The organism is Bradyrhizobium shewense, from assembly GCF_900094605.1.
GTDB classification, from domain to species: domain Bacteria; phylum Pseudomonadota; class Alphaproteobacteria; order Rhizobiales; family Xanthobacteraceae; genus Bradyrhizobium; species Bradyrhizobium shewense.
The window spans coordinates 264,837-289,103 of sequence record NZ_FMAI01000002.1; the positions used below are offsets into that span (position 1 = coordinate 264,837).

Annotated in this window: 16 protein-coding genes and 2 pseudogenes; 7 read left to right on the top strand and 11 right to left on the bottom strand. The window is 58.8% G+C overall.

Features of this window, described 5'->3' with window-relative positions; all coding sequences use genetic code 11:
* Window positions 1-293: 293 nt before the first annotated feature.
* A complete protein-coding gene (locus GA0061098_RS44755; RefSeq protein WP_165637172.1) occupies window positions 294-458 on the top strand; it encodes a hypothetical protein in 165 nt (54 codons plus the stop codon).
* A gap of 793 nt (window positions 459-1,251) precedes the next feature.
* Window positions 1,252-2,307, top strand: coding sequence for an SAM-dependent methyltransferase (locus tag GA0061098_RS05425; protein WP_091954506.1), 1,056 nt, complete (start codon window positions 1,252-1,254; stop codon window positions 2,305-2,307).
* A 320-nt stretch (window positions 2,308-2,627) separates the two neighbouring features.
* Here the strand turns inward: GA0061098_RS05425 and GA0061098_RS05430 are convergent.
* From GA0061098_RS05430 to GA0061098_RS05440, 3 genes and pseudogenes are all read right to left on the bottom strand, one after another.
* Window positions 2,628-3,080, bottom strand: a pseudogene (locus tag GA0061098_RS05430) ((2Fe-2S)-binding protein).
* A 91-nt stretch (window positions 3,081-3,171) separates the two neighbouring features.
* Window positions 3,172-4,089, bottom strand: coding sequence for an NADP-dependent oxidoreductase (locus GA0061098_RS05435; RefSeq protein ID WP_091954508.1), 918 nt, complete (start codon window positions 4,087-4,089; stop codon window positions 3,172-3,174).
* A 62-nt stretch (window positions 4,090-4,151) separates the two neighbouring features.
* Entirely contained in the window at window positions 4,152-5,069 is a 918-nt protein-coding gene (locus GA0061098_RS05440) for an NADP-dependent oxidoreductase (protein WP_091955203.1), read from the bottom strand.
* On the opposite strand from GA0061098_RS05440, the gene GA0061098_RS44760 reads away from it, so the two are divergent.
* Entirely contained in the window at window positions 4,962-5,321 is a 360-nt protein-coding gene (locus GA0061098_RS44760) for a hypothetical protein (protein WP_165637151.1), read from the top strand. The genes GA0061098_RS05440 and GA0061098_RS44760 overlap by 108 nt on opposite strands.
* An 84-nt stretch (window positions 5,322-5,405) precedes the next feature.
* Here GA0061098_RS44760 and GA0061098_RS05445 read toward each other — a convergent pair.
* The 5 genes and pseudogenes from GA0061098_RS05445 to GA0061098_RS05465 form a co-directional block, all read right to left on the bottom strand.
* Window positions 5,406-5,868: pseudogene (locus GA0061098_RS05445) on the bottom strand (HAD family hydrolase); the annotation flags it as partial.
* Window positions 5,859-6,734, bottom strand: coding sequence for an oxygen-dependent coproporphyrinogen oxidase (hemF, locus tag GA0061098_RS05450; protein ID WP_165637198.1), 876 nt, complete (start codon window positions 6,732-6,734; stop codon window positions 5,859-5,861). The pseudogene GA0061098_RS05445 and the gene hemF, both read right to left, overlap by 10 nt.
* 67 nt (window positions 6,735-6,801) lie before the next feature.
* Complete coding sequence (locus GA0061098_RS05455) at window positions 6,802-7,419, bottom strand: nitroreductase family protein (protein WP_208610623.1); 618 nt, start codon at window positions 7,417-7,419, stop codon at window positions 6,802-6,804.
* 902 nt (window positions 7,420-8,321) lie between these two features.
* Window positions 8,322-9,254: a LysR family transcriptional regulator gene (locus tag GA0061098_RS05460; RefSeq protein ID WP_091955206.1), complete on the bottom strand. Its 933-nt coding sequence runs from the start codon at window positions 9,252-9,254 to the stop codon at window positions 8,322-8,324.
* Between the two features lie 1,875 nt (window positions 9,255-11,129).
* Window positions 11,130-15,959 carry a trifunctional serine/threonine-protein kinase/ATP-binding protein/sensor histidine kinase gene (locus GA0061098_RS05465; RefSeq protein WP_091954515.1) on the bottom strand — a complete coding sequence of 1,610 codons (4,830 nt, stop codon included), beginning with the start codon at window positions 15,957-15,959 and terminating at the stop codon, window positions 11,130-11,132.
* Window positions 15,960-16,571: 612 nt separating this feature from the next.
* On the opposite strand from GA0061098_RS05465, the gene GA0061098_RS05470 reads away from it, so the two are divergent.
* From GA0061098_RS05470 to GA0061098_RS05485, 4 genes are all read left to right on the top strand, one after another.
* Window positions 16,572-18,779: a PAS domain-containing sensor histidine kinase gene (locus GA0061098_RS05470; protein ID WP_091954518.1), complete on the top strand. Its 2,208-nt coding sequence runs from the start codon at window positions 16,572-16,574 to the stop codon at window positions 18,777-18,779.
* A complete protein-coding gene (locus tag GA0061098_RS05475) occupies window positions 18,772-19,503 on the top strand; it encodes a response regulator transcription factor (RefSeq protein ID WP_091954521.1) in 732 nt (243 codons plus the stop codon). The genes GA0061098_RS05470 and GA0061098_RS05475 overlap by 8 nt, the downstream gene beginning before the upstream one ends.
* A gap of 365 nt (window positions 19,504-19,868) precedes the next feature.
* Window positions 19,869-20,420, top strand: coding sequence for a PAS domain-containing protein (locus GA0061098_RS05480; protein WP_245323163.1), 552 nt, complete (start codon window positions 19,869-19,871; stop codon window positions 20,418-20,420).
* An 87-nt stretch (window positions 20,421-20,507) separates the two neighbouring features.
* The gene (locus tag GA0061098_RS05485) at window positions 20,508-21,203 is read left to right on the top strand and encodes a sulfite oxidase-like oxidoreductase (protein ID WP_245323164.1); all 696 of its coding nucleotides are present in this window, start codon (window positions 20,508-20,510) and stop codon (window positions 21,201-21,203) included.
* Window positions 21,204-21,239: 36 nt separating this feature from the next.
* On the opposite strand, the gene GA0061098_RS05490 is transcribed toward GA0061098_RS05485, so the two are convergent.
* From GA0061098_RS05490 to GA0061098_RS05500, 3 genes are all read right to left on the bottom strand, one after another.
* A complete protein-coding gene (locus GA0061098_RS05490) occupies window positions 21,240-21,632 on the bottom strand; it encodes a response regulator transcription factor (protein WP_091954523.1) in 393 nt (130 codons plus the stop codon).
* Between the two features lie 356 nt (window positions 21,633-21,988).
* Complete coding sequence (locus GA0061098_RS05495; RefSeq protein ID WP_091955219.1) at window positions 21,989-22,645, bottom strand: response regulator transcription factor; 657 nt, start codon at window positions 22,643-22,645, stop codon at window positions 21,989-21,991.
* Between the two features lie 431 nt (window positions 22,646-23,076).
* A complete protein-coding gene (locus GA0061098_RS05500) occupies window positions 23,077-24,264 on the bottom strand; it encodes an AraC family transcriptional regulator (protein WP_165637173.1) in 1,188 nt (395 codons plus the stop codon).
* Window positions 24,265-24,267: the final 3 nt, after the last annotated feature.

The following is a 24,267-nucleotide window of genomic DNA, read 5'->3' on the forward strand; positions in this document are numbered from 1 at the left end:
CCCACATTGCATGTCGAGCCTCCCTGGCTTCTCAATCAGGCATTTCGTCTCGGTGGCGACAGTGAAAGTTTCGGTGCGACGATGCTTTGGAGAATGACCTTGCAACTCCGGCGAGGGAAATCACCTCTCGCCATAGAGTCGATAGACGATCGTTATTGCCGCCGCGCCGCGTGTGCCGTAGCGGCAGCCGCATCTGCAGAGACTCCCGTTGCCGCCCTTGGACCAATCGAGGTTGCGCGTGCCAACGCCCCCGCAATCCTTGACCATGACGCCGCTTCTGCGGTGGATTTGTCGTGCGCCACGTCGCCGACCGGATGCCGGACCGAGGTAAGAGAGGGAAAGACATCACCATTTTGCAGATGGGGCAGGTTGCGTGGGTAACGATAAAGCTGTTCTTGCACACCCAGGTCTGGTGGTGGCACGAAGCCAAGCCCGGCTCGCCACTCGATCCGAGCTGACCCGGACGCGTTACGGCGCCTCTTGGCCCTTCGCGTTAGTTGGGGCGGTGCTGCGACATGTCCGTAGCCGGGGGGTGGACCGGAAGTCCCGTGATCAGGTGCAGACGGGCGCGATTGACCCATTGCGGAAGTGGTTGGCTTTAAGGGCGAGCGCCATGGACCTTCGTATCATTCCACGACCACTTTGGATGCCCGACGATTACCTACGTTCAATTGAACCGCTGATCGCGATCGTCTTAGGCTGCATGCGTTGGAAAAGCGCAAAGGCTCATGAAGTGCGACGGTGAAGAAAGGACGCTCGACGTACGATAAAGGGTGCGGGGCTCAAGGCTCGCTCCCTTAGGTTACCTTCCGGCGGAATACGCCCCCCACGTCGGAAGGTCTAAGGGCGGTGAAGTCCCCCAAGCTTCACCGCCCGCTTTATTCACTTGATCGAAAGCACCTAAAGGAAGCCACATGCCCAACTGCTCCCAAAGTCTTAGATCTGGCAGAGCCGCGCGATGTGCAGTTTGTGATGGCAAGTTTGGTCTCGTCCGGCACTACTCGTGGCGAACCCCGCTTTGCTCCAAGAAGTGCGTCGATCGTTTCAGAACTCAGAGTGATCGCAATTGGGTGGCCTGGCTCCAAATCGCCTTCGACCAGCTGCCGGAGAACCGCGCGAGGGGCGGCGCACGGTCAAAGTGTCGCGAATGACCGAACCCGGAGTTTGGCCTCTAACAGGATGCGGCACTGCCGTGATCTGATTTTTGCAACCCGCGTTCGTAGACGTTTTTCAGTTACCACAGGAGCAACCTTGAACATCGTCTTAATATCTCAGTTGGTAGCGGGCGTCATCGTGGCGTCGTTTGTGGCATATAACTTGTTTCATTACGTACTTTTTCTTTTGGTGACCCGACCGAAGGACGCGAGCAAGATCGGCCATCAGCTGAATAAATTCGAGCAGCGCCAACTGATTGAGTGGACACCAAAGCCGAGCGACTTTCTCAAACATGATGATGAAAAGCGCACATATGATGACGTGTTCGGCACGTATCGAGACGAACAATCGAACTACAGCACGTGTGTGTTTCCCCGATTGGCATTTTCGCACCCTTACGAGGCCGAGTATACGCTGTTGAAGCCGAGAGACGGGATGAGATTCCTGGATCTCGGATGCGGCTCCGGCGCGGCAGCCGAATACCTCGCCAGACGGAGCAATATCGAAATTGTGTGCGTGACCAATTCATCTGTGCAGGCGGAGATCTGCCGGCGGAAATTTGCGAGACTTGGGGGGCGTGGACAGGTAATAGTCATCGACTTCGACAGCCTTGATCTCCCGAATGAACACTTTGATGCCATCTATGCGCTCGAGTCGATTGGCTACACCAAAGACCTGGACGCGTGGCTAGCTAGGTGCTGGCGGATGCTCAAGCCGGGAGGACGGTTGCTGATCCATTCGCCGGGGTCGCTGGATCATTGTCGCCGCACCAAGGATTACCTGAGTGTCACCGCCTTCTTCGACAATTGGCGCTACAATTTTGTCGGGGCCAACCTTCTCGTCTACAAGATGCGCCGACTTGGCTTCAGTCCAATCCACTATCGGCGACTACCATTCTTGGCCTGGGGAGTAACCTGGAACTTCATTCAACACATGCTGTTGTGGAAGTACCGACTAAAGATGCGCACATTCGTGGAACTGGAGCGAATCATTTGGCGCACGTCGAAGATGTTTGTGTTTGGCAATCCGTACAACACGGTGCTCGCCACCAAACCCAAGACACCATCTTGCTTCCAAACTCACACTTCGGAAGCAGTGGCTGGGGCTGCCGAGATTGATCACGAGGTCCGCGCATCAATACCGGCTTCATGATGATCGCGGTCTTCTGCGTGTATCTGCGTTTCTCCCGGCCGGCAATGATGTCGGCTTTGGCCCATGTTCGGGCCTGTTCGTCTTCGATCCGCTCTTGAAGAGCGGCCCTCGATCATTGATCGTATAAATCCATTCGGCACAAACTACCCGCACGACCTCATTTTCAACTAGGCCTTGAATCAGGCGCCGCGAAGACGGACTCCGTGCTTGCGCCGTTCACGCAAAACCAAGCAGCAAACCTGTGCCCTGAAGAAAGGCGCGCCTCGACATCGCTGTTTTCATCGGCAATCTGCTCTCTCAGAATAGGCCGATCCATGATCTCAAACTCCCGCAGCGTGCTTGATCGCGGCACGGATGCGTTGATACGTGCCACATCGGCAGACATTGCCCGACATGGCGGCGTCGATGTCATCATCCGTCGGCTTCGGAGTGTCCTTCAGCGCCGCCGCCGACATGATCTGGCCGGATTGGCAGTAGCCGCACTGCACCACCTCCAGCTCCACCCACGCCTCCTGCAAGGCCGCGCCCTGGGGCGCCTGGCCGATCGCCTCGATCGTGGTGTCGCACTATCGCCGACGTTGTCGACCGGAGTCCGGCAGGAGCGGACCGGCTGGCCGTCGAGATGTACGGTGCAAGGCGCCGCACAGCGCCTGGCCGCAACCGAACTTGGTCGCGGTCATGCCGAGCACGTCGCGCAACACCCACAAAAGCGGGGTGTCGCTGTCGACGTCGACTTCATGAGGTGTGCCGTTGATCTTTAATGTGAAAGCCATGCATCCGTCTTGGTGGCCGGGGCTGATAGGACGCGGCCAGCCGACCTGGACTGCAATCGTCTGGCTGCACGGACGAATGGGCGCGTCTCGCTCACGGACGAACGCGGATGACCGTCTTCCCAGCGCGTCGCTCGGTCGCGTTGAAGGTGGCCACGGCATCGTCGAGGGCCGAGACCTTGCCAATGTTCGTCCGCAGTCGTCCATCCCGCACCCGCTGGACGATCTCACTCAGTTGGGCACGATCGGACTCGACAACGAAGTCGACCGCCAAGCCGTCAGAGGGCCGCGCCTCGGCCGTTCCGACGACGGACACCAGCGTTCCTCCGGCTCGAATAAGGCTTGCGGACCGCATCTGGATGTCGCCGCCGATGACATCAAACACCAGATCGACTCCGCCGACATCTTCCAAGGCGTCGTTATCGAGGTCGACGAACTCCTGCGCGCCGAAGTCGAACGCCTTCTGACGGTCGGCGGCGCGTCCGGTGCCGATGACGTAGGCGCCGGCCTCACGTGCGAGCTGCATCACCATCGAACCGACTGCGCCTGCCGCGCCGTGCGCGAGGACGCTCTGCCCCGCCCGAAGTCGGCCGTGATCGAACAGTCCCTGCCACGCGGTGAGGCCCGAGATTGGCAGGCTCGCGCCCACCGTGAAATCGACGTCGCCCAGGAGCGGCGCGAGGTTGCGTGCCTCGATGGCTACATACTCCGCCAGGGTGCCGTCGCGATGCCAGTCGGCGAGGCCGAACACTCGCTGTCCTACCGACAGTCCCGTCGTGCCGTAGCCGAGAGCGGTGACCACTCCGGCCAGCTCGTGCCCAGGGATTGACGGTGTTCGGTCACGACCGCGGCGATCGGTCCAGGTCGAGGGCCACGTCAGCTCAGTCGGAACGAATCCCGACGTATGAACCTGAACGACGACGTCGTTTATCGCCGCCTGCGGCTCGGGCCGCTCCACCAGCTTCATCCCGGCCGTTCCGGCAGCCTGGTCCGTCACAACGATCGCCTTCACGATAATTTCTCCTCGGTCATTTGTCTCTTTGGTGGAAATGTTGCATCGAAGGCGCGTGTCGCTCACGGACGAACGCGGATGATGGTCTTTCCCTTGCGTCGCTCGGTCCGGTTGAAGGCGGCGACGGCATCGTCAAGGGGCGAGACGGTGCCGATGTTCGTCCGCAGTCGTCCGTCCCGCACCCGCTGGACGATCTCAGTCAGTTGGGCACGGTCGGACTCAACGACGAAATCGACCGCCAAGCCGTTGGCGGGCCGTGCCTCGGACGGGCCGGCGATGGTCACCAGCATTCCTCCGGCTCGAATCAGGGCTGCGGAGCGCTTACCGATGTCGCCACCGAAGACGTCGAAAACCAGATCGACTGTGCCGACGTCTTTCAAGGCGTCGTTCTCGAGGTCAATGAACTCTTGTGCGCCGAAGTCGAGCACCGCCTGACGGTCGGAGGTGCGTCCTGTGCCGATGACGTAGGCGCCGGCCTCGCGCGCGAGTTGGGTTACCATCGAACCGACCACGCCGGCCGCGCCGTGCGCGATGACGCTCTGCCCCGCCCGGAGACGGCCGTGCTCGAACAGTCCTTGCCAAGCAGTCAGGCCTGGCATCGGCAGGCTCGCGCCCAGCGTGAAGTCGACGTCGCCCGGCAGCGGCGCGAGGTTGCGCGCCTCGACCGCCACATACTCGGCCAGGGTGCCGTCACGAGTCCAGTCCGTAAGGCCGAACACCCGCTGTCCGACCGACAGCCCTGTCGTGCCATAGCCGAGCGCAGTGACCACTCCGGCGAGCTCGTGCCCAGGGATAGACGGTGTTCGGTCACGACCGAGGCGATCGGTCCAGGTCGGGGGCCACGTCAGCTCATCCCAAGTGAATCCCGACGCATGAACCTGAACGACGACGTCGTTTATCGCTGCCTGCGGCTCGGGCCGCGCCGCCAGCTTCATCCCGGCCGTTCCCGCAGCCTGTTCCGTTACCACGATCGCCTTCATCATCTACCTCTCGATGTGTGGGATGTCGCCATTTTCAAAATTCCTGTGCAGATGAGCGAAAATGGAACGGTGAAAATCGATGGTCCAATGACCATCGGCTATGGAATCGATGCCATCGACTCGGCGTGCAAAAATCAACAGTGCGGAACAAACATCTGCTTCTCACGCGAAAGAGCCGCCCGTCATAATGATGATCGACCGCTCGTCACCCTTGGCTTGGAAACGATCTCCACAGAGGAAGTCTCTCTTTGATTTCGCCATTCGATCTCTGGAGATACACATTGTTTTGATGCTCGGCCGCGGAGATAATCGCGGAATCCTGGTGTGGTGCTAAGTATCCAAACGCTCGACCCTGGCGCGCTGCGTGTCGGCGGCGCCGTTGGTCACCAGCGCGAGCTTGATGCCGAGCGTTTTCAGTTTGTCGATCGCATCATGCGCGCCCGGGAAGACGAAACATCTCCTCCTCGCGATCGGTGGTGAAGCGGTTGGCGATGCGAACGGCGAGATCGTCGGGCAGGGCGCAGTGGCCGGCTGCCGCGAGTGCAATCGGGTGCCGGGCTTCAGCGAGCTTCAGCCGCCATGCGGTTTCCGCATTGGCCCAGAAGTTGCGCGCGAAAGCCAGCACCGCGGTTGCGACCTGCTGCGGCTGCAGCTGCGCCAGCTCTGCTGCGAACTCTTTGGCGATCGTGTTCTAGGCGATCTCGGGCCGGCCATAGGCCGAGAGAACGGTGTCGTCCATGTCGATCAGCATGGCGCGGGGCAGTGGCCGTGAGGCGGGCTTCATCGCAGTCATGGCCATTTCACTTCGGGGGGCAGCGACGACAGGATGGACTCCACATTGCCGCCGGTCTTGAGCCCGAAAATGGTGCCGCGGTCGTAGAGCAGGTTGAACTCGACATAGCGGCCACGCCGGATCAATTGCTCCTCGCGATCGTCAGCCGTCCATGCCGTCGCGAAATTGCGTCGCACGATCTCAGGGTAGATTTTCAGGAAGACACGGCCGACGTCCTGGGTGAAGGCGAGGTCGGCATCCCAGTCGCCGCTGTTATGCCAGTCGTAGAAGATGCCGCCGGTGCCGCGCGCCTCTTCCCGGTGCGGCAGATAGAAATACTCGTCGCACCATTTTTTGTACTTGTCGTAATCGGCAACACCGTTAGGCCCGCTACATGCGTCCTTCATCGCGGCGTGAAAGGCGATCGTGTCGGCATCCTCCTGCATGCGCCGGCGGTCGAGCACCGGTGTGAGATCGGCGCCGCCGCCGAACCAGGCTTTGGTCGTGACCACAAAACGCGTATTCATGTGAACGGCCGGCACGTGCGGATTGCGCAGGTGCGCGATCAGCGAGATGCCGGAGGCCCAGAACCGCGGGTCTTCGGCTGCGCCTGGAATCTGCGCGCGAAACTCGGGCGCGAACTCGCCATGCACGGTCGAGTAGTGCACGCCGACTTTCTCGAACAGGCGGCCATACATCATCGACATCACACCGCCGCCGCCGGGCGTGCCAGAGTGGTCGGTGCGCTGCCAGGGCGTGCGCACGAAGCGGCCGGCGTCGCCGGGATAGAGGCTTTGCGGCGCGTCATCTTCCAGTCGTTCGAAGCTCGCGCAGATGTCGTCGCGCAAGGCCTCAAACCAGGCGTGCGCACGGGCCTTGCGATCGTCGATCATCGAAACGTCCACGTCCAAATCCAAAGCAGATCTCGTTCGGCGGCAAGGCGCGTGGGCTTTACTAAGCTTATACGAGATCCAGCACATCGGCGACCGGACGGCGCGGCTTCTGCCTCCAGTTTCCCGGGCGCTCCGGCCCCACGGACAACAGCATGACCGGCACTTCGTCGTCGGCCAATCCGAACTCGCGGTGCACCGCTTCGGCATCGAAACCGATCATCGGCGTCGAGCCCAAGCCCAGTGAGCGGGCCGCATAGATCATCGCCGCCGCGCCGAACGTGCCGGTGCGTACTGCCTCGTCGCGCTGGCGCTGCGGGTACTCCATGTACAGATCGCGCGCGGGGATTTCCCATTCCGGCACCATCGTTGCCGGCATGATGCCCGCTTCCACCAGCGGTGCCAAACGCTCAGGTACTACGCTAGGATCGGCCAACTGGCCGCAAACGATGAAAGTAACGGCGGCTTCGGTGATCGCGGGCTGATCCCAAGCGATCGGACGCAGCCGAGCCTTGGCTTCAGGCGAGCGTACGGCGATGAACCGCCAATTCTGCAAGTGGAAAGATGTCGGCGCAGTGGTCCCGATTCGCACGAGCTCGTGGATTTGGTCGTCGCTCAAGCGGGCGGCAGGGTCGTAGTATTTGGCGGCGCTGCGGCTCAAGATACACTCTATGACGGTGTTGGTCATCGTGGTTCCGTTGGTCATGTGTTTCCTATGGGTGAATGGATAGGTTGAGATGCGAGAGTGTTTTCGCGCCCCTTTGCTGAAAATGTCGCGCGGCGATCGGGCCCGTTCGGCGTCTAATGCGGAGGGCGTGGGTCGTTTTCGAAAGCGAAGGCAAGAACAGTATGACCTCGCTTCCAGAACTGGTTGGTGTAGGGCGGCGCCTTTGACCAGGGACAAGTCGGCGTCCACCACGTTTGCGGTCTGACCGGCCGGAGCCGCTTCGCTTATTTACGCGAGCGCCGCCACTGTGGACGTGACCAGCGAAACTGCGACGGTCTTCCGTGATTTCATGGGGGGCTCCTTTGTTGCCCGCGCGTGGCACGTTGGCTCGGCGCAATGGCTTTACTCAATGTTGAGGCCGCCGCGTGTTCGGCCGACCCTGTGGACCTCAGGATTGGACGCGGCCGGCGGAATTTAGAAATTCCGTCTGGGCATGCATTCGATAAGCCTGGGGTATCGTTGCCTAAAAGTGCTGTGCGCGTGCGCCCCCTCGATCTGCGGTCAGCTATCGGGGCCGCGCCGTACTCGGGTCGGAAGACTTGAGGAGGCACTTCGCGATCACGATTATCGCGTCGCAATGCTTCGAGGACGCTATGCGCCAAATTGCGATCCGTGTCCCAGACCGGACAGCTCTTGCGACACCTCCGCGTTGGAGCAGGAATTGGACAGGAACGTGAACCGCTCATGCAACGGTTCGTAGCCCTTCAGACGGGCGATCATCGCCGCCAAAAATAGTTCGCGTGTAGGAGGTACGACTTCTGAGGGCTCGCATCGGGCATCGACTGCACCGTTGAGCTCGCGTCGGAAAGAGGTTTTCGCCGAGATGCTCGCTCATGTGCCGGACCTCGTCGCCGGCCGCGTGATCATGCCGCGTCCGAGGCCGCGGCTGCTGCGCCCCCAGTTTTGTCCAGCGCACTCGTCCAGTCGCGAAGACGAGCAACCTTGATAAAGGCGTCAAGCGCCGGCGAATACTGCCTCCCGGCCACGGCCAAAAGCTGCACCTCGCGCCGGACGGGGTCGCCCTCAATTGGGATAGCGGCGAGCGACGGCAACGTGGGAGCATGGTCTGGCGCCAGGATGGCCCCTAAACCGGCGGATGCCATTTGCTGAAGATGCCTTTCCTGATCGCTCCTGTGCACAACTTTAGGACCTGGATGGTCGGAAAAACAAGCCTGCTTGAATCGGCCTGCGACCTCGCATCCGACCCTTTCGAGAAATACCACCTCATGCAAGTCTTGGAGCGGGATAACGGTTTGCCTCGCCATCGGATGTTTCCGAGACAAGACGAGCACGTACCGCTCCTCGAAGAGCGGCCAGCGGTTGATGCGCTCAGGTAGCTCAACGGCGTCGCCGACGAGTGCGGCATTGATCTTGCCATCCAAAAGCATCGCAACGAGTCCGTTGGCATCGGCCTCGCGCAGATCGGCTCGAAGACCAGGGATGATCCTGGCGAGCTCCAAGAGCAATTCCGTAATGAGTGTGGCGGAGACTGACGGCACCAGCCCGATCCTGAGCGGAGCGATTGTCTTCTTTTTATAGCCTCGCGCCTGAAGCCGTACCGACTCCGTGGCGGCAAAGATTTCCTCCAGCGTGGGCAAAATCATCTTGCCCAGCTCGGTGAGCTGGGTGAGGTGACGTTCACGGTGAATCAACGCGCCACCGAGTTCTTGCTCCAGCTTGTGTACCGCCTTTGTCAGCGCTGGCTGGGTTACGTTGCATTGCTCCGCGGCCCGAGTAAAATTGAGCGTCCTTGCTAAGGCTAGGAAATATCGCACCTGATGAAACTGCAGCTGCATACTCATACTCGAACGATTTGCCGTGGTTCGGACCATTTCAGTTCGTTGCCATGGCGGGCAGGGGCGATGGTCAAGCGGTTTGTCGCGGAGCCTCCCAGGAAACAGGTATTGTGCGCCGGCTCGGCATTGTTGACCCGCGGCGTTTTTCGGAACGATTCACCGACACTGTTTTGTATTAACGTCGCGGACCAGGACATGAACTCAATCTGCGGGTCCGAAACACGCGTCCGATCGTACAAACCTAGCATTGCCTCGCTCCGATCTCGATGTGCTGGTGGCGACCTTTAATTTCGACGTCATTGGAGTCATCGCGTGTTTGGTCAGTTCATGTTTGCGCATGTCGCTCGGGAGCGTGCACGCGCGTGCTATCCACTACAATGTCTCCGGGACCGGACGAATCGCATTCCTCAACACTTGTCATCACATCGACCAGGAAGCCGTTTCACATCCAGATCGATGACTGGACAGCGGAAGACAGTGAATGTGGTGGAGGCTCAATGCCATCAGAGAACATTCCGTCCTTGCGATAGGCAGCGACAGTGCGGGCGAAGCGTAGACAACATGCAGCTCCTTTGAACCCTGACCCGGATCAGATGCCACCGCTCGGTTCCCAAGAACGGGTATGTGGTCAGACACCGGACGCACATATCTCCAGTCGCATCGACCAGGGCATCGGCTTTGCGCCCGTTGCGCGGTGCGGTCGTGTTCATCTGCCAGCCGTTTGCAAGAGCGACCATCCCCGATATCCCTCCTGTCGCGATGGCCGTGACGTTGGTGGTCTCCATAGTGCTATTCCCGGCTAGACTTCTTACTTCAGGCGACGCCAAGCTGCGGTTACATCAGCGCCATTAGGCGCTGCGAATATGGCGGGCATCATTGTTCTCCGTGACGCTGCTGAGCCTGATGCTCTTGCGGACTAAAGATAGAGCGGCTTGATCGCTGCGTTAAGCGCAGTTCTTGTTACGGCGTTCTCATTCTTGCGGTTTGTTGAGTGAGTATTTCTGGGCGCTTGCGTCTGTCGCGTGCCCAACACCTCAGTGGTCCGGACCGCGGGATCGACCCAACTTGGCTCGAAGAATTCGCCGTGGTTTAAAGGTGACGATCGGTTGCGCTAATTCGGACCGCGCGAGTGCCCCTTTAGGACGGGTTTCACTGCGGTGCGATACGACACTCATATTGGTATCAAGGAGCGTAGTTTGCACTCTTCGCTCGCCAAGTTGACCTTCTGCCGGTGTTGACCGGCCGTAACGAAAGCAATCACCGTACGACGAGGTCGGGGACGGTGACGGTGACGGTGGTCAGGCTCAGGCTGCGCCGCGCGTCAATCCTCGTGCGCCATCGCGGTTGCTACCGCAACTGAAGTCCCACTTGGACCGCGGGGCACGCCGCGGTGAGGGGGAACGCGTCATTTTGGCATCTTCGATCACGCCGCTGCAATTCCTGAGACGCTCTCGGTGGCCGATTGAGTTAGCTAGCTTCAACGCCATGACCAACCCGAAGTCGCCGCGATCCGAGCGCTCGGACTCTTCGTTCCTGTAAGCTGCGCCGAACATTGAAAGAGATGGCCATGAGCGGTTCCAAGGAACAAGCCACGAGCATGACGATGTCTAGACGATGAATAGCGCGCTGGCGGTGCCGGCGGAATCCAGTGGAGACCAACCCCAGATGTTCTTCCTTTAGGAATACAAGGCGCTGTCCTTTGTGGCGAGCCGACCGTGCCTGGCGTATTGGCAATCTTAATGCACCACAATATGACCACGCATGAATCCGCTGCCGTGGAGCCATCTGCGCCCACCAGGACAGACCTAAGACTCATATCAAGATTCGTAACGCCGGTAGCCATCCGGTCCGCCTTGGCCCGGCAAAATGTTCTATTCACTTTGCGGGCAGCGTGAATTGAAAAGACGCGCCCCGTGGTTGGGCGGCGGTGGCCCACAGTCGTCCCCCGTGTGCTTCGATGATGGTGCGGCAGATCGAGAGACCCATCCCCAAGCCGCCGGGCTTTGTCGTGTTGAAGGCGTCAAAGATACGCTCGAGATCCGGTGAACTTAAACCCGGACCCGAATCCCGCACTACGACGAGCACGCCACCCGGCTCTCCGTTACCAGTGGTGATCACCAATTCTCGCGCCCCGTCGCCGACAGAGTTCAACGCTTCGACGGCGTTGATGATCAGATTCATGATCACTTGTTGCAACTGGACCCGATCTCCTTGAATGAGCGGCAAGTCGTCCACGAGGTGTGACTGCACCGAAATGCCATTCTTCACGACTTCGCCGCGGGTTAGGGCAATGACCTCGAGGATTGCACCGTTGATGTCCACATCTTCTTTCCGAAGAGGTGACTTTTTGAAAAGTGCGCGCATCCGACCGACGACGTCGCTGACGCGCTTGCCGTTTGCAAAGATCCGGTTGAGAGCTTGCCGAGCTTTCTCCAGATCTGCCGGTTCTTTGCTCAGCCAGTGCAACGCCGCAGAGGCATTGTTGAGCGTCGCCCCGATCGGCTGGTTGACCTCATGGGCAATCGAAGCCGAGAGCTGCCCCATTGTTGCGACTCGATTCGCGTGCACGAGCTCCATCTGCACCTCGCTGTAACGCCGTTCGCTTTCGCGAATTTCCTCCTCCGCTCGCTTGCGCTCGGTTAAGTCTACCACGAAGGCCACGCCTTGGTCGTGTCGCCCGCCGAACCTCGCTGCCCCGACCAGCACCGGCACGCGGCTGCCGCTTTTCCGGAAGTACTCCTTCTCGTAGGGTTGCGCCGTTCCGGTCGCCTCCAGCTCCGCCACTCGTCGCTCGTCGGCGTCGCGCCATTCGGTGGGCGTCAGATCCCGCCAGCGCAGTCGTCCGGAGGCAAGATCGTCGCGGTCGTATCCGACGATGCGTAGAAAAGCTTCGTTGGCATCGATGATTCGGCTGTCAAGATCCCAGACGAAGATGCCGATGATGTTGGCATCCACTAGCCGTCGGATCCTGGCCTCCCGCTCGGCTAGCTCGCGGTACAGGCTCGCGTTCTCTATTGAGATAGCGGCTTGGGAGGCGAGCAGTGTGAGCACCGCCATTCGAGCAGGAGTAAACGCGGCAGTCGTAACGTTGTTCTCCAAGTAAAGCATCCCAATCAATCTGGTCTGCTTAAGTATAGGTAGGCAGAGCACTGACCGGGAGCGGTGGTCTCGGATGTATCCGTCCGCTGAAAACGAGTTCTGACTGGACGCATCGTCCAGGAGAACGCTTTCTTTTGTCCGAAGCACATAGTGAAACACAGACTTTGGTAGATCTGCGGCCGTGACGCGTGCCTGTTTCAGGACCACGTTCACGTCATCACTGCTGGTTATGGCCTCTGCTTCAATTTGATAATTGTCGCCTCGCGGAAGAATTAAGAGACCTCGATCGGCGCCTGCGTGTTCGATTGCCGAACTCATGAGCGTGTTGATTAATTTCTCGAAGACGATCTCCCCTGACACTGCTTCCGAGACCTTGATTACGGTAGCCAAATCGAGCTGCTCGATGGTTGTCACTGTCGTCCCCTTGGAATCCGGGATCGACTTGTCCTCTTTGAGGTGCGGATAAAGCTCCTCGAGTTGGTGGACCTTTCCGTCGGCTCCCCAGCGCTGGTAGCAGGCCCGCGCGGCCTGCAAATAGGTCGCCGCGATCTTCTCGTGCCCGCGCTCTGCGTAAAAACGACCAGCAATCTCGTTGGCAATTGCCTGGTTGTGCACAAACCCGTGTTTGTGAGCCTCGCGGATAGCCTTGTCGTACAGCTCCTGAGCGTTCAGTACCCGGCCCTCAATGCGGGCGATCTCGGCGCCGACTAGGGCAGCACGGTTTTCGAAGGTTTCGGGGTTGACCTCCGTCCAGGCTTGGAGCTCACGGTGGTGATCCAGCACAGAATCGAAATGCCTCGGTCTCTGCTCCGGTGTGGCCTGATTCCAGGCCGCCGCATGCGCCAGTGCGCCATAGAGTCGATACTCTGCCGACTCGAACATTGCCGCCGACGTCCAGAGCAGCGGTTCCGCGTGCACCGAGGCTTCAATCGCCGACGCTAGATCTCCGGCGAAAAAATGCGCCTGCAGCTTTCGCGTCCAGTAATAGAACTCGGCGAGCACCAGATCGGGGCTCTTGGCCAAGCGGCGTTCGGTATCGAGTTCGCTGTATCCCTCATGATCCAGGCACCCGAACGTCGCAGTCAGCCCGCGCAAGGTGAGGATCAAACCGAGTTGTGCTCCGCAGCGCTCGATGACCAGGCCGAAACGCACCCGCCTAGCAAATGCCAGGCCGTTCTCGCATTCCTTTTGCACTTCCGCGAGTGGATCCCCGGCGGCGAGGCCAACCGTGACGGTCAGCAGCTCGCACTCGGCTGTCAAATACTCGATCGAAAAGATGAGCTGGTGATTACGTTCCCAAGTCTCGTCTGCAAGAAGGGTTCTGCCGGCCCTGAGATACTTGAGCGCCGAGTCGTATGCTGTCGAGAGTTTCGCGCGCCGGCCTGCGATCAGATTCAGTTCTGCGACGCGCTCGCGATCCTCGACAGAGGTGATGAGATGGGAGCCCCGATTGAGTTGATTGACGATCTCAAATATCGCCTCCTCACGTTTTTCAGCGGGCGTGTGCTCGGCGAGGAGTATTCCGATGCGCAGGTGAGCCTCGGGGCGCAACTCCTCCGGGATAAGCGAGTAGGCGGCTTCCCGCACACGGTCGTGCAGGAAGCCGTACGAATTGTCCGAACGGACGATGAGGCCCGATCGCACGGCTTCCCGGAGATGTTCGTGCATGTCCTTGACTGAGCCCTGATACCCAATCCGCAGCATCTCGAACTCTGCACTGTCGCCCATGCAGGCGAATTGCTGGAGTGCTTTCTGGGTTTCTGGCGGAAGGCGCTTCAGCTTCTCGACCATCAGGTCTACAACGTTGTCCGTGAAGCCCTTGGCACGAATGCGGTGCAGGTCCCATACCCAACGCCGCGCGCGGTAATCGAATGTCAGCAGGCGATCGTCCGCCAGAGTAAAAATGAATTGGATTGCGAAGAACGGGTTGCCCGTGGTCTTTTCGTGAATCAAGTCTGCCAGTGGGACGGTGCGCTCCAGTGGGCAGTGAAGGGAGTCCACAAGCAGTTTCCCTAGATCGTCGCGACTGAGTGGTGCGAGAACGATGTCCTGCACTACCGCTCCGGTCTGGCGGATCGCTTCTAGCTTACGTACCAGCGGGTGGGTGGCGTTGACCTCGTTGTCCCGATACGCACCAATGAGCAGTAAGTGCCGCAAATCGTTGCGGGTCAACAGATCTTCGAGGAGTTCGAGTGTGGCGACATCCAGCCATTGCATGTCATCGAGGAAGAGCGCGAGCGGATGTTCGGGTCGCGCAAATACGCCGATGAACCGTCGAAATACTATCTGAAAACGTCTCTGCGCTTCCTGGGGCGGCAACTCGGGCAATGGCGGCTGCTCGCCAATGACATGCCTCAATTCTGGGACGAGATCGACGAGGAGCAGTCCGTACGGATCCAGCGCCTCACGAAGTGCGTCCCGCCATTTGCGCAGGTCTTCCTCGTTCTGGCTGAGGAGCCGCCGGATGAGGCTCTGAAACGCCTGGGCCAGCGAGGCATGCGGAATGTCGCGCCTGTACTGGTCGGATTTGCCTGACGCAAACAAGCCGCGTTGCGGCACGAGTGGTTTGTGGAGCTCATTGACGACTGCGGATTTGCCGATGCCGGAGTATCCGGAGACCAACACCAGCTCCGCTCGGCCACCGCCAACGATGCGGTCGAAGGCAGTGAGCAGAGTGTCAACCTCGCGGTCCCGCCCGTACAGCTTCTCGGGGATCATGAGGCGATCCGGGGTGTCGCGAGCGCCAGGAGTGAAGTCATCGATGCACCCCTGGGACTCCCATTGGGACAGGCAGCGCCGAAGATCGCTCTCAACTCCCACCGCTGTCTGATACCTCTCCTCCGCCGTCTTGGAGAGCAATTTCATCGTAATCGCGGAGACCGACGCCGGCACGGTTCCCACCCGCTCACTGGGTGCGGCTGGTTGTTTTGCGATGTGACAATGCACCCATTCCATCGGGTCGGAGGCCGTGAATGGAAGACCCCCGGTCAGCATTTCGTAAAACGTGACTCCAAGCGAGTAAAGGTCGCTCCGAGAATCGATCGAACGGTTCATTCGTCCCGTCTGCTCGGGTGCCATGTAGGCGAGCGTTCCCGCGATGAACTCGGGAAGTTCGGGCGACTGGCGCTCGCGCGAAAGATGGGACGCAATCCCGAATCCTGTGAGCCACGCGTTGCCGCTGTCGTCGACGAGGACATTCGCGGGCTTAATATCCTTATGTATGAGGCCCTGCTGGTGGACTCGACCGAGTGTTCTTGCCAACCCACTGGCGGTGCTAAGGAAGCGAGTCAGGTCGAGCGGTTGCCCCTGGTCACGCTCAAGAATCCGATCCAACGGCTGACCGCCAGGGTCCTTAAGTAAGAGGATCGTCCGCCCTTCGTGACGAGTAATCGCCAGAGGCTTGGCAGCCCACGCGGGATCGAGTTCGGCTGCGAAGGAGTATTCGTGCATGAGCCGCCTGACACTCTGAGGCGACGGCTGTTCAAAGAGTGCGATCGCTAGGACTGGCGAGTGGTCGTCGTGCTTTCGGCCGCGGTAAAGGGTAAAGTCCACGCTTTCCCGCAGGGGCACCAGCACGTACCCCCAGAGCCCCGGGATATGTGACATTCTTGTCGCCACGGCATCACGACCTCGGAATATTCATTTGGGACAGGACGCTAGAAAGATGTCAACAGGAACGAAATATCAATGGCCAAGCCGGCAGTAGAGTTAGTTCCATCTTTCTAACGAACTGGAACTTTCTAACGAACTGCGCGGCGATCTGTGGAAGCATCTGCGCTTACGGGGTGCGTCCGCATTCTGTGCCCGCAGGGTCGCCGCCGTGCCGGCAGCTACCAGTTCCAATGGGGTCTGGCATCCCACGTGCGACTTGCTGGTCATTTTTTGTCAGATTCACGAAGTATCCGCCGAGCGGTTCCATGAAAAGGAACAGGCCAGCAATGGCGCAGCCAGTATCGACTTTCCAGTGGTCAGATGTAGGCTTTCGGCAAGTTGGATCGGGCGCTTCAATTCATCCTGTTGGGCGGTCTGTCATGATCAATCGCTGCCGTTCAAGGGCGACGCCCGCAACAAGGCCCTTCGGACCTGAGCGGGATTTGCGCCTGCTCCTCGTGCTAGGTTCATGGTACATCGCACGGGGCAGAGCCGACGCGCCGAAAAGAGATTGGTATGTAATTTGAGTGCAAGCGTGACGGTATAGCCTGCGCGGATACTGGACAAATGACTCGTTTGAAGTCCAAGTCGAAGAAGAAAACGCGGACGGTAATCGGACGCTCAAAAGCAACGCGCCAAAGGGCGCGACCTTCCAAGAATAAGATTGCGGTCGATGATCGCCACGTAGGTTCCTCTAAACTGAGCGGAATTGGGCAGGGTCAAGGGGAGCCTTGGGACCAAGGCAGCTTAACGCCCGAGCGGATCCGCAGCGTAAAGAAAAACATTATGGCTCAACGACGAGCCCAACGCCGTCGCATGGGCGAGGTTAGAACCGCTTCGGAAGCCCTTTCGTACGAAATAGACCAGTATAAACAAGTTCTGGACCGATCGCTGTTGCAGCTCGAGGTCCTGCATAAATTGCCCGCGGTCGCGTGGACAGTTACGCGGCATGGCAGTTGTGACTTTGTGAATCAATTCTATCTGGATGCGACCGGCCTATCGGCAGATTACTGCACGGCGCCGCTCAAAACGTGGAGACAGACTCCCAGCGATCTTCCGCCCTTTCTTTCCGCTTTGCATCCCGACCATAAGGAACGTGTGTCCCGTATATTTTGGGACGGTGTCCGATCTGGCGGAGGCTGGACGTTTGAGGCACCGTTTCGCCATGCAGACGGTTCGTATCGGTGGCACTTTGACCGCGCGGTCCCGGTGCGAGACGCCCGGGGCAAGGTCCTCCGGTTCGTCGGCTCTAGTTCCGATATCCAGGAGTTGAGGTCGGAGAGGGACTCGCTGGTGGATAGGGAGAGACACCTTCTCGCAATCATCGATGGTAGTCCCAACCCGATCTTTCTTAAGGACCCTGATGGTCGCTTTTTGCTGGTCAACAGTGAATTTGAAAGGATCACCGGTGTCACCCGCAATCAGATTATTGGTAAAACCGAGGATGACCTATCTAAATTACGCGAAGCGGGCGCACTTCGAACGAACGATCGAGAAGTGCCTCGGTCGGGCGAGGTGATGATCGAGGAGCTTGCTACAACCGATATAGGTCTACGCTGGGGCGCAGTTCAGAAGTTCCCAATCGTCGATCGGGACGGTCGGATCTATGCAACCGCCCACATCACGACGGATGTCACAGCACGCAAAAGAGCGGAGGAACACCTCCGTCTGGCCGAGGACCAAACGCGGTTGATCTTGGATTCCTCCCTCGACGCTGTCATCACGATTGACACGCGTGATACAATTACCGGCTGGAGCAAAAGCGCCGAGGACATATTTGGATGGTCCTGCGAGGAAGCGGTCGGCAAGCGAATCGTTGATACGATCATCCCCATGCAGTATCGCGAGGCTCATTCGCGAGGGTGTGAGCATTTTCTCGCAACCGGCGAAGGCCCGATACTAAACAGACGCATCGACATAATGGCGCTCCACAGGGCTGGACATGAATTTCCCGTCGAGCTGACTGTCACTGCTATTCAGCTGGAATCCTGGCACTTCACCGCCTTTGTGCGCGACTTGACGGATAAGAGACGAGTAGAGGAGGCGCTACGCGGAGCGCGGGAAGAGCTGACCCGGGTAACCCGTCTTACCGCGATGGGACAGCTGTCTGCGTCCATCGCTCACGAGATCAACCAACCTCTGACGGCCATTGCGGCCAATAGCGATACGTGCCTCCACTGGTTGAGCACGGAGGAGCCGGATCTCACCAAAGCGAGGACGGCTGCCCAGCGGTTGGCCAACGACGCGCGACGCGCGAGCGAGATAATCGCCCGCATTAAGGCGTTGATGAACAAAACCCCGGTTGAAAAGGCCCCGCTCGATATTATCGACGCGATTCGTGATGTCATGAAGCTAACGCAAGAGGAATTCCGCAAGCATCGCATTGCGACGCTTGCGGATCTGCACGAGTCGGTTGCGCGGATAAACGGCGACCGTATCCAATTGGAGCAAGTCATTCTGAATCTCGTATTGAACAGTATCGAATCAATGATGCTTGTGGAGGATCGTCCAAGGACCCTTTCGATAAGGTCTCGGGTGCTGGATGACAGAATGGTTGAGATCTCATTCCACGATACTGGCGTTGGACTCGATTCGACCGTGGTCGATCGACTCTTCGATGCGTTCTTCACGACAAAACACAATGGAACGGGTATGGGTTTGGCAATTTGTCGTTCGATAATCGAAGCCCACGACGGACAGATTTCGGCGACTCCAGGTGCTCCATTTGGAGCAGTTTTCCAATTCAGCTTGCCATTGCAGATGGACCATGAATGACAGTGACCAGCCGATCGTTGCCGTCATAGACGATGACGAATCCGTCCGCGAAAGTTTGGGTGCGCTTCTGGAAACGATCTCCTTGAAGGTCGCGCTCTTCAGGTCAGTTGAGGCGTTTTTGGGCGCCAACCCTCCGGTATTACCGAACTGTATCGTTCTGGATGTGAGACTTCCAGGAGCAAGCGGCTTCGAGCTGCAAGAACAGCTAGTTGCGGCTCACGTCGATACGCCGATTGTATTCATTACCGGCCATGGCGATATCCCGATGTCGGTGCGGGCCATGAAAGCAGGCGCAATAGAGTTCTTGTCAAAACCGTTCCGGGAGCAAGAGCTACTCGATGCGGTACGCCAAGGGATCGAACGCAACCGAGCGCGCGCCGCGCAACGACGCGATTTGGCGCAAATCCACGAGCGATTTGCCGGCTTGACCGATCGCGAAAAGGAAATCATGACCTTGCTTGCAAGGGGACGCGTAAGCAAGCAGATTGCCGGCCAACTTGGCGTCAGCGAAGTGACTGTCCGCGTTCATCGTAGCCAAATCATGCAGAAAATGGGCGCGCGCTCGCCGGCGGATTTGGTACGAATTGCGGATCGGCTCAAGACGGAAGACGAAAACCCCTTGGACCCCGTCGCTGGAGGCCCCTACGATGGGCTGCCTCGCACGAGCCGCACGGCGAAGCGCGTCACAAGGAAACAGAAGGGTCGCGGCAATCTGGCGAAGTAACTCTCTGACCATCCCAGCCAACCCATTGATGTGATTGCGGTGCGTTCCTCGCCGACCCCGTCACAAGACTTGGATGGCTCCTCCATGTGGCGACACATTTTGCCCGGATTGCCTCGGCTTCGCATCCCGCTCCCAATGAGTCCGCTGCCACGCCCAATAGGTCCGCGCCAGCTGTGGATGAACTGAGGCCGGCATTTTGCTTATGGCGTATAAGCGAAGAGGCGCAGGTTCTGAACTCGATCGTAGTTTGCCTAAACGATACGAAAGGACTTCCCTTTCAGTGTTTGTTTGCGACTACAAAATGGTAGGTAACGAAAGCCGGCTGCGCGAGTTAAGCTGTGCGAGTTAAACAAAGGAGGTTGAAAATGGCAACCACCGTGACAGATGATGGCTTGGCAACAAGCACGATGATTTTGGATGGTGACTTCGATGAAATCGACTTCCGAGGAGAACTCGTCGACGGCCACCTCGTCGCAAAAGGAATTCTTGCAGACCAGGCGGCAATGGATTCTATCCCAGTAGGGATATACGTTCTTGAAAAGGATGCCACCGTCGTCAAGTGCAACAAGGCTGCAATCGCGGGCTGGGGACGCACGCCGTCCTTGGGAACGTCGGAAAAGTTTTGCGGGTCACACCTTCTTCGTTACCCCTCAGGAGAAGTGATGCCGCACGAACTTGCGCCACCTTCCGTGGTGGTCAACAACGGCGCCACCGTTCGGAACGCCGATGTGATTTGCGAGCAGCCCAACGGTTATCGTCTTCTTGCGCTCGTTAATGTCTTTCCAATTCGTGACAACGAGGACGAAGTGATCGGAGCCGTTAATATTTTCCGTCACAACACCAGCAAGACTGTTCCTGGCTTACTCTCCGAGTCTGCAAGTGGTTCTAACTCCAAGATCGGTGAGGGAGAGCAGTAAGGCCCCCTAGGCCGCTTCGAGCTGGACTAGCATCTTGATAGGTCGCTTCTCCGAGCGTGGGGGGAACCAGAAGCGCTATGTTTGGTGATGTCCGCCGCAACCCGGCTGACCGCTTTTCAGGCCCGAAAATCGCTACGCGCGCCAACCAGGCCGCGCTATGCTTTTGAAGTGGAGCTATTCGTGCAATCAAACGAGCGACGCGAACGGGAGCGTGAGATGCGTGACGCTGGGCGGCTGCCCCCAGGACAGTCGCTGACGCTCAAGTGGCCGGTGCTGCATGTGGGCTCGGTGCCGCTCTTTAGTCCCACGACGTGGGATTTTCGCGTATTCGGCCTGGTAGAGGAGCAGCTGAGGCTTTCGTGGGAAGAGCTCTCCAAACTCCCGCAGAGCGAAGTATTTGGGGACTTGCACTCTGTCTCGCGCTGGAGCCGGTTCGACAACCGTTGGGGAGGGATTCTCGCCACAGAATTGATGAAGCGAGTGACGTTGCGGCCAGAGGCGCGGCACGTGATGGTCCATGGCGAGAACAACTACACGGCAAACCTGCCAATCTCGGATTTTCTGCTCCCGACGACGATTTTCGCCCTGCGGCATGACGGCGAACCCCTTACGGCTGAGCATGGTTACCCGCTCCGGCTCGTGGTGCCAAACCTCTATGGGTATAAGAGCGTGAAGTGGGTGCGCGGGATCCAGTTCTTGGATCGCGAATCGCCGGGCTTGTGGGAATTTAACGGATTTCACATTTACGGGGACGCGTTCAAAGAACAACGATTTTCGGGCTGAAGGGAGACGCTTCCTGGGCTGCAGCCGATCGAGAGCTTATGACGGGTTTTCATCTGATTTCGCGCGCTGCAGAGCCGATTCGACGCATCCGAGCAGAACCTTCTCGTCGATGGGTTTGGTCAGGTACCCAACGACGCCCTGATCCAGAGCCCGAGCTCGCGCGCTATCATCGGGGTAAGCGGTGATCAGAACGGTTGGTATGTCATAGCCGGATCCTACCAAGCGGCTATGCAACTCAGTCCCAGTCATGCGCGGCATGTGGACATCAACGATCAAACAGGAGGTATGCCGGAAGTTGGGAGACGCCAGAAAATCGACTGCGGACGGGAAGGCCTCAATCGTGAAACCCAACGCCTGCAGGAGACCCGCTAAGGCCGCGCGAGATTGCTCATCATCATCGATGATCGTAATTTGAATCTCGCTAGACATATCCCCACCTTGATTGCTGGGGAGGTGGCCCGGCACATCTCGCGTTCCGTGTCCATCTCAAGAAGCGCACTGCGCGGATATCATCGGACCGTAACGACAAGGGTCTGAACTGGCGATTGTACAGCGGACGGGCGATGCGACGCTTTGGAACAATCGATGCTATACTTTGGAATAATCGATGCAGAACGTCTGAATAGTTCAACCCAGTTCGGGCCACGTCCGAACGAGTGCGCTGGTGCCCGGAGGTTGCGCTCACCGCTGCAGCAGGCCCTGCCGGCAACCGATTAGAGCCATGAGTTGATTTGCGCAAACAACAACACTCCTCGCTGATGGATCCACGTGCCATCAGGAAGCGATTAAGACCGCGGCGACTTTACACCGAGCGTCTCCGCCATTTTGACAAGCTCGGCTAGCGATAGCGCGCCCATCTTCTGCATCACATGACCGCGGTGCGCCTTCACAGTGATCTCAGCTACCCCTAGCTTGAAAGCGATCTGCTTGTTCTTTAAGCCAGTGGTCACGAGAGCCAGAACCTCTCGCTCGCGCGCGCTCAAGCGCTCGAGACGCGACTTCAATTCCGTGAGCCGCTGATCGGCTTTCCGCCGCGTCCGATCGCGCTCTAGCGCGATCGTCACTGCATCCAGCATGTCTTGATCGCGGAACGGCTTGGTCAGAAAATCCACAGCGCCCGCCTTCATCGCCTTGACCGACATCGGAATGTCGCCGTGGCCGGTCATGAAGATGATAGGAATGGAAGCGTTCACTTTCGACAGCTCGGTTTGGACATCAAGACCGCCCAGGCCCGGCAATCTGACGTCAAGTACGAGACAGCTCACCGCGTCGGGTAATAATTCGCCTTCGAGCAGCTCCGCGGCCGACCCAAACAACTTGACCTTGAAGCCGACCGAGTTGAACAGATCTCCGAGTGAGACGCGGAAGTCCTTGTCATCATCAACGACGACGATAGTTGGCTCCTCGGCTACCGCACGCTTTTGAATAGAATGCTGCGCCACGAGATACTCCCACGACATTCGACAAGTCGGCGTAAAAATATCACCTTCACGAAGGCCATTCAACAAATGACCCCGCCTGAGTTCCGCCCCGGAACGCGGTCGTTCGCGCGTGAAGGTGACCTGACATTTCATCGGGCGGGCTTACAGCAGGGTGCTGAGGACAATCAACCTGCATCAGCAGCTACAGATTTGCGAAACGCCCTAGGATTGCTCCGGGCGGGGCCGCTCCCCTGCGCCGCTTCAGCTTTCGGTCTCGCTTTGCTGAATTCCCGCGGCGGGCTTTCTGCATTCTCTTTGCCACCGCTGACAGATGCAGCTTCAGGCTCGTGATCTGCTTTCCTGGCGGGCACCGAAAGCCCGATCGTCCTCATGCAACGTGAGGCCGAGACGCCTTTGCTTTCCGATAGAAAAGTTCATCGCGGCGGCGCAAGTCATTCGTACGTTATAGGAGGTGCCACGCTTCGGCGGTAATCCACGGGAGCAATTCCCGCCGCCTTCCGAAACGCCGTGGCGAACGCGTTACGACTGCTGAAGCCGACCGCCCGACCGATTTCCGTCATAGAACCTGCGCGGTGTGCCAGCAGTAACTTGGCCTGCTCAACGCGACGTTTGGTCTGGTACCGATGTGGCGGCATTCCGAGAGATTGTTTGAATACCCGGCAGAAATGATACGGGCTCAGACGAACGAGCTGCGCCAACGTGCCGATCGGTATCCGCTCATTGAGATGTTCCTGGATGTAGGTGGTGACGAGTCGTTGCTGCCATTGTGCAAGGCCACCTTGGAGTTGAGGTTGAATGCTGGGCATCCCGCAAGTGAAACGCACGACTTCATGCATGAGCAGAGTACCGAGACTGCCGAAGTAGACCGGGTCGGCTGCCGAGCTCTCGACTAACGTCTTCAGCTTGAGCGCGGTGTTCCATAGCGTTTCGTCTTCGAATAGTAGGCGTGGAGAGTCCGGGAGGTCGGAGATGCCACGCTTAGAAAGGGCCGTCAGCCTCTCAGGTTCGAAGTAAAAGTACATGAGCCGCATCTGCGACCCGCGCAGCTCGTGCCAATCGTGAAACTCGCGTCCAGCCGGGACGAATGTCAGCTTCCGCTCGAGGTTCCGGAGCGCCGATCTCGGCAAACCTTCCACAAATGTCTCTCCATCGCGGCGCTCCCCCTTCTCGTACATCACGAGCATATGCATTGGAGCCCGATAATGATGTTGGATTTTACCTCGGCTGGTGGATCGCACAGATTCGGCCGCCATGCCGTGCCCTGTTACGGTGAGCCGTGCCACAGCCTCGGAAGGAGAAATTTCAACGACGGGATGGATCGCGTCCGCCGGCACCGGATCAACCACTTGGCGACTTGGATCGAAAATGAAATCACGGTCGCCGCCAAGGATCGGAGATCGAGTTATCGGCAGCAACATTCGTGGTTTTGAAAGTTGTTGCCGATCTTCAGGGCCGAACCGCCAGTCGCGTGGCTTCGATAGAGTCTCGCGTAAACGGGCTTGCTGGAGCTCGGCTCGCGGCGTGGTGGGCGAAAGTGGCGGGCGGCCTTCCGCCATCGCTTCTCCCGTTCGCTTGAATTTGAGTCGTGCTGTCAACTGGTCATCATCGGCTGGACGCATGGA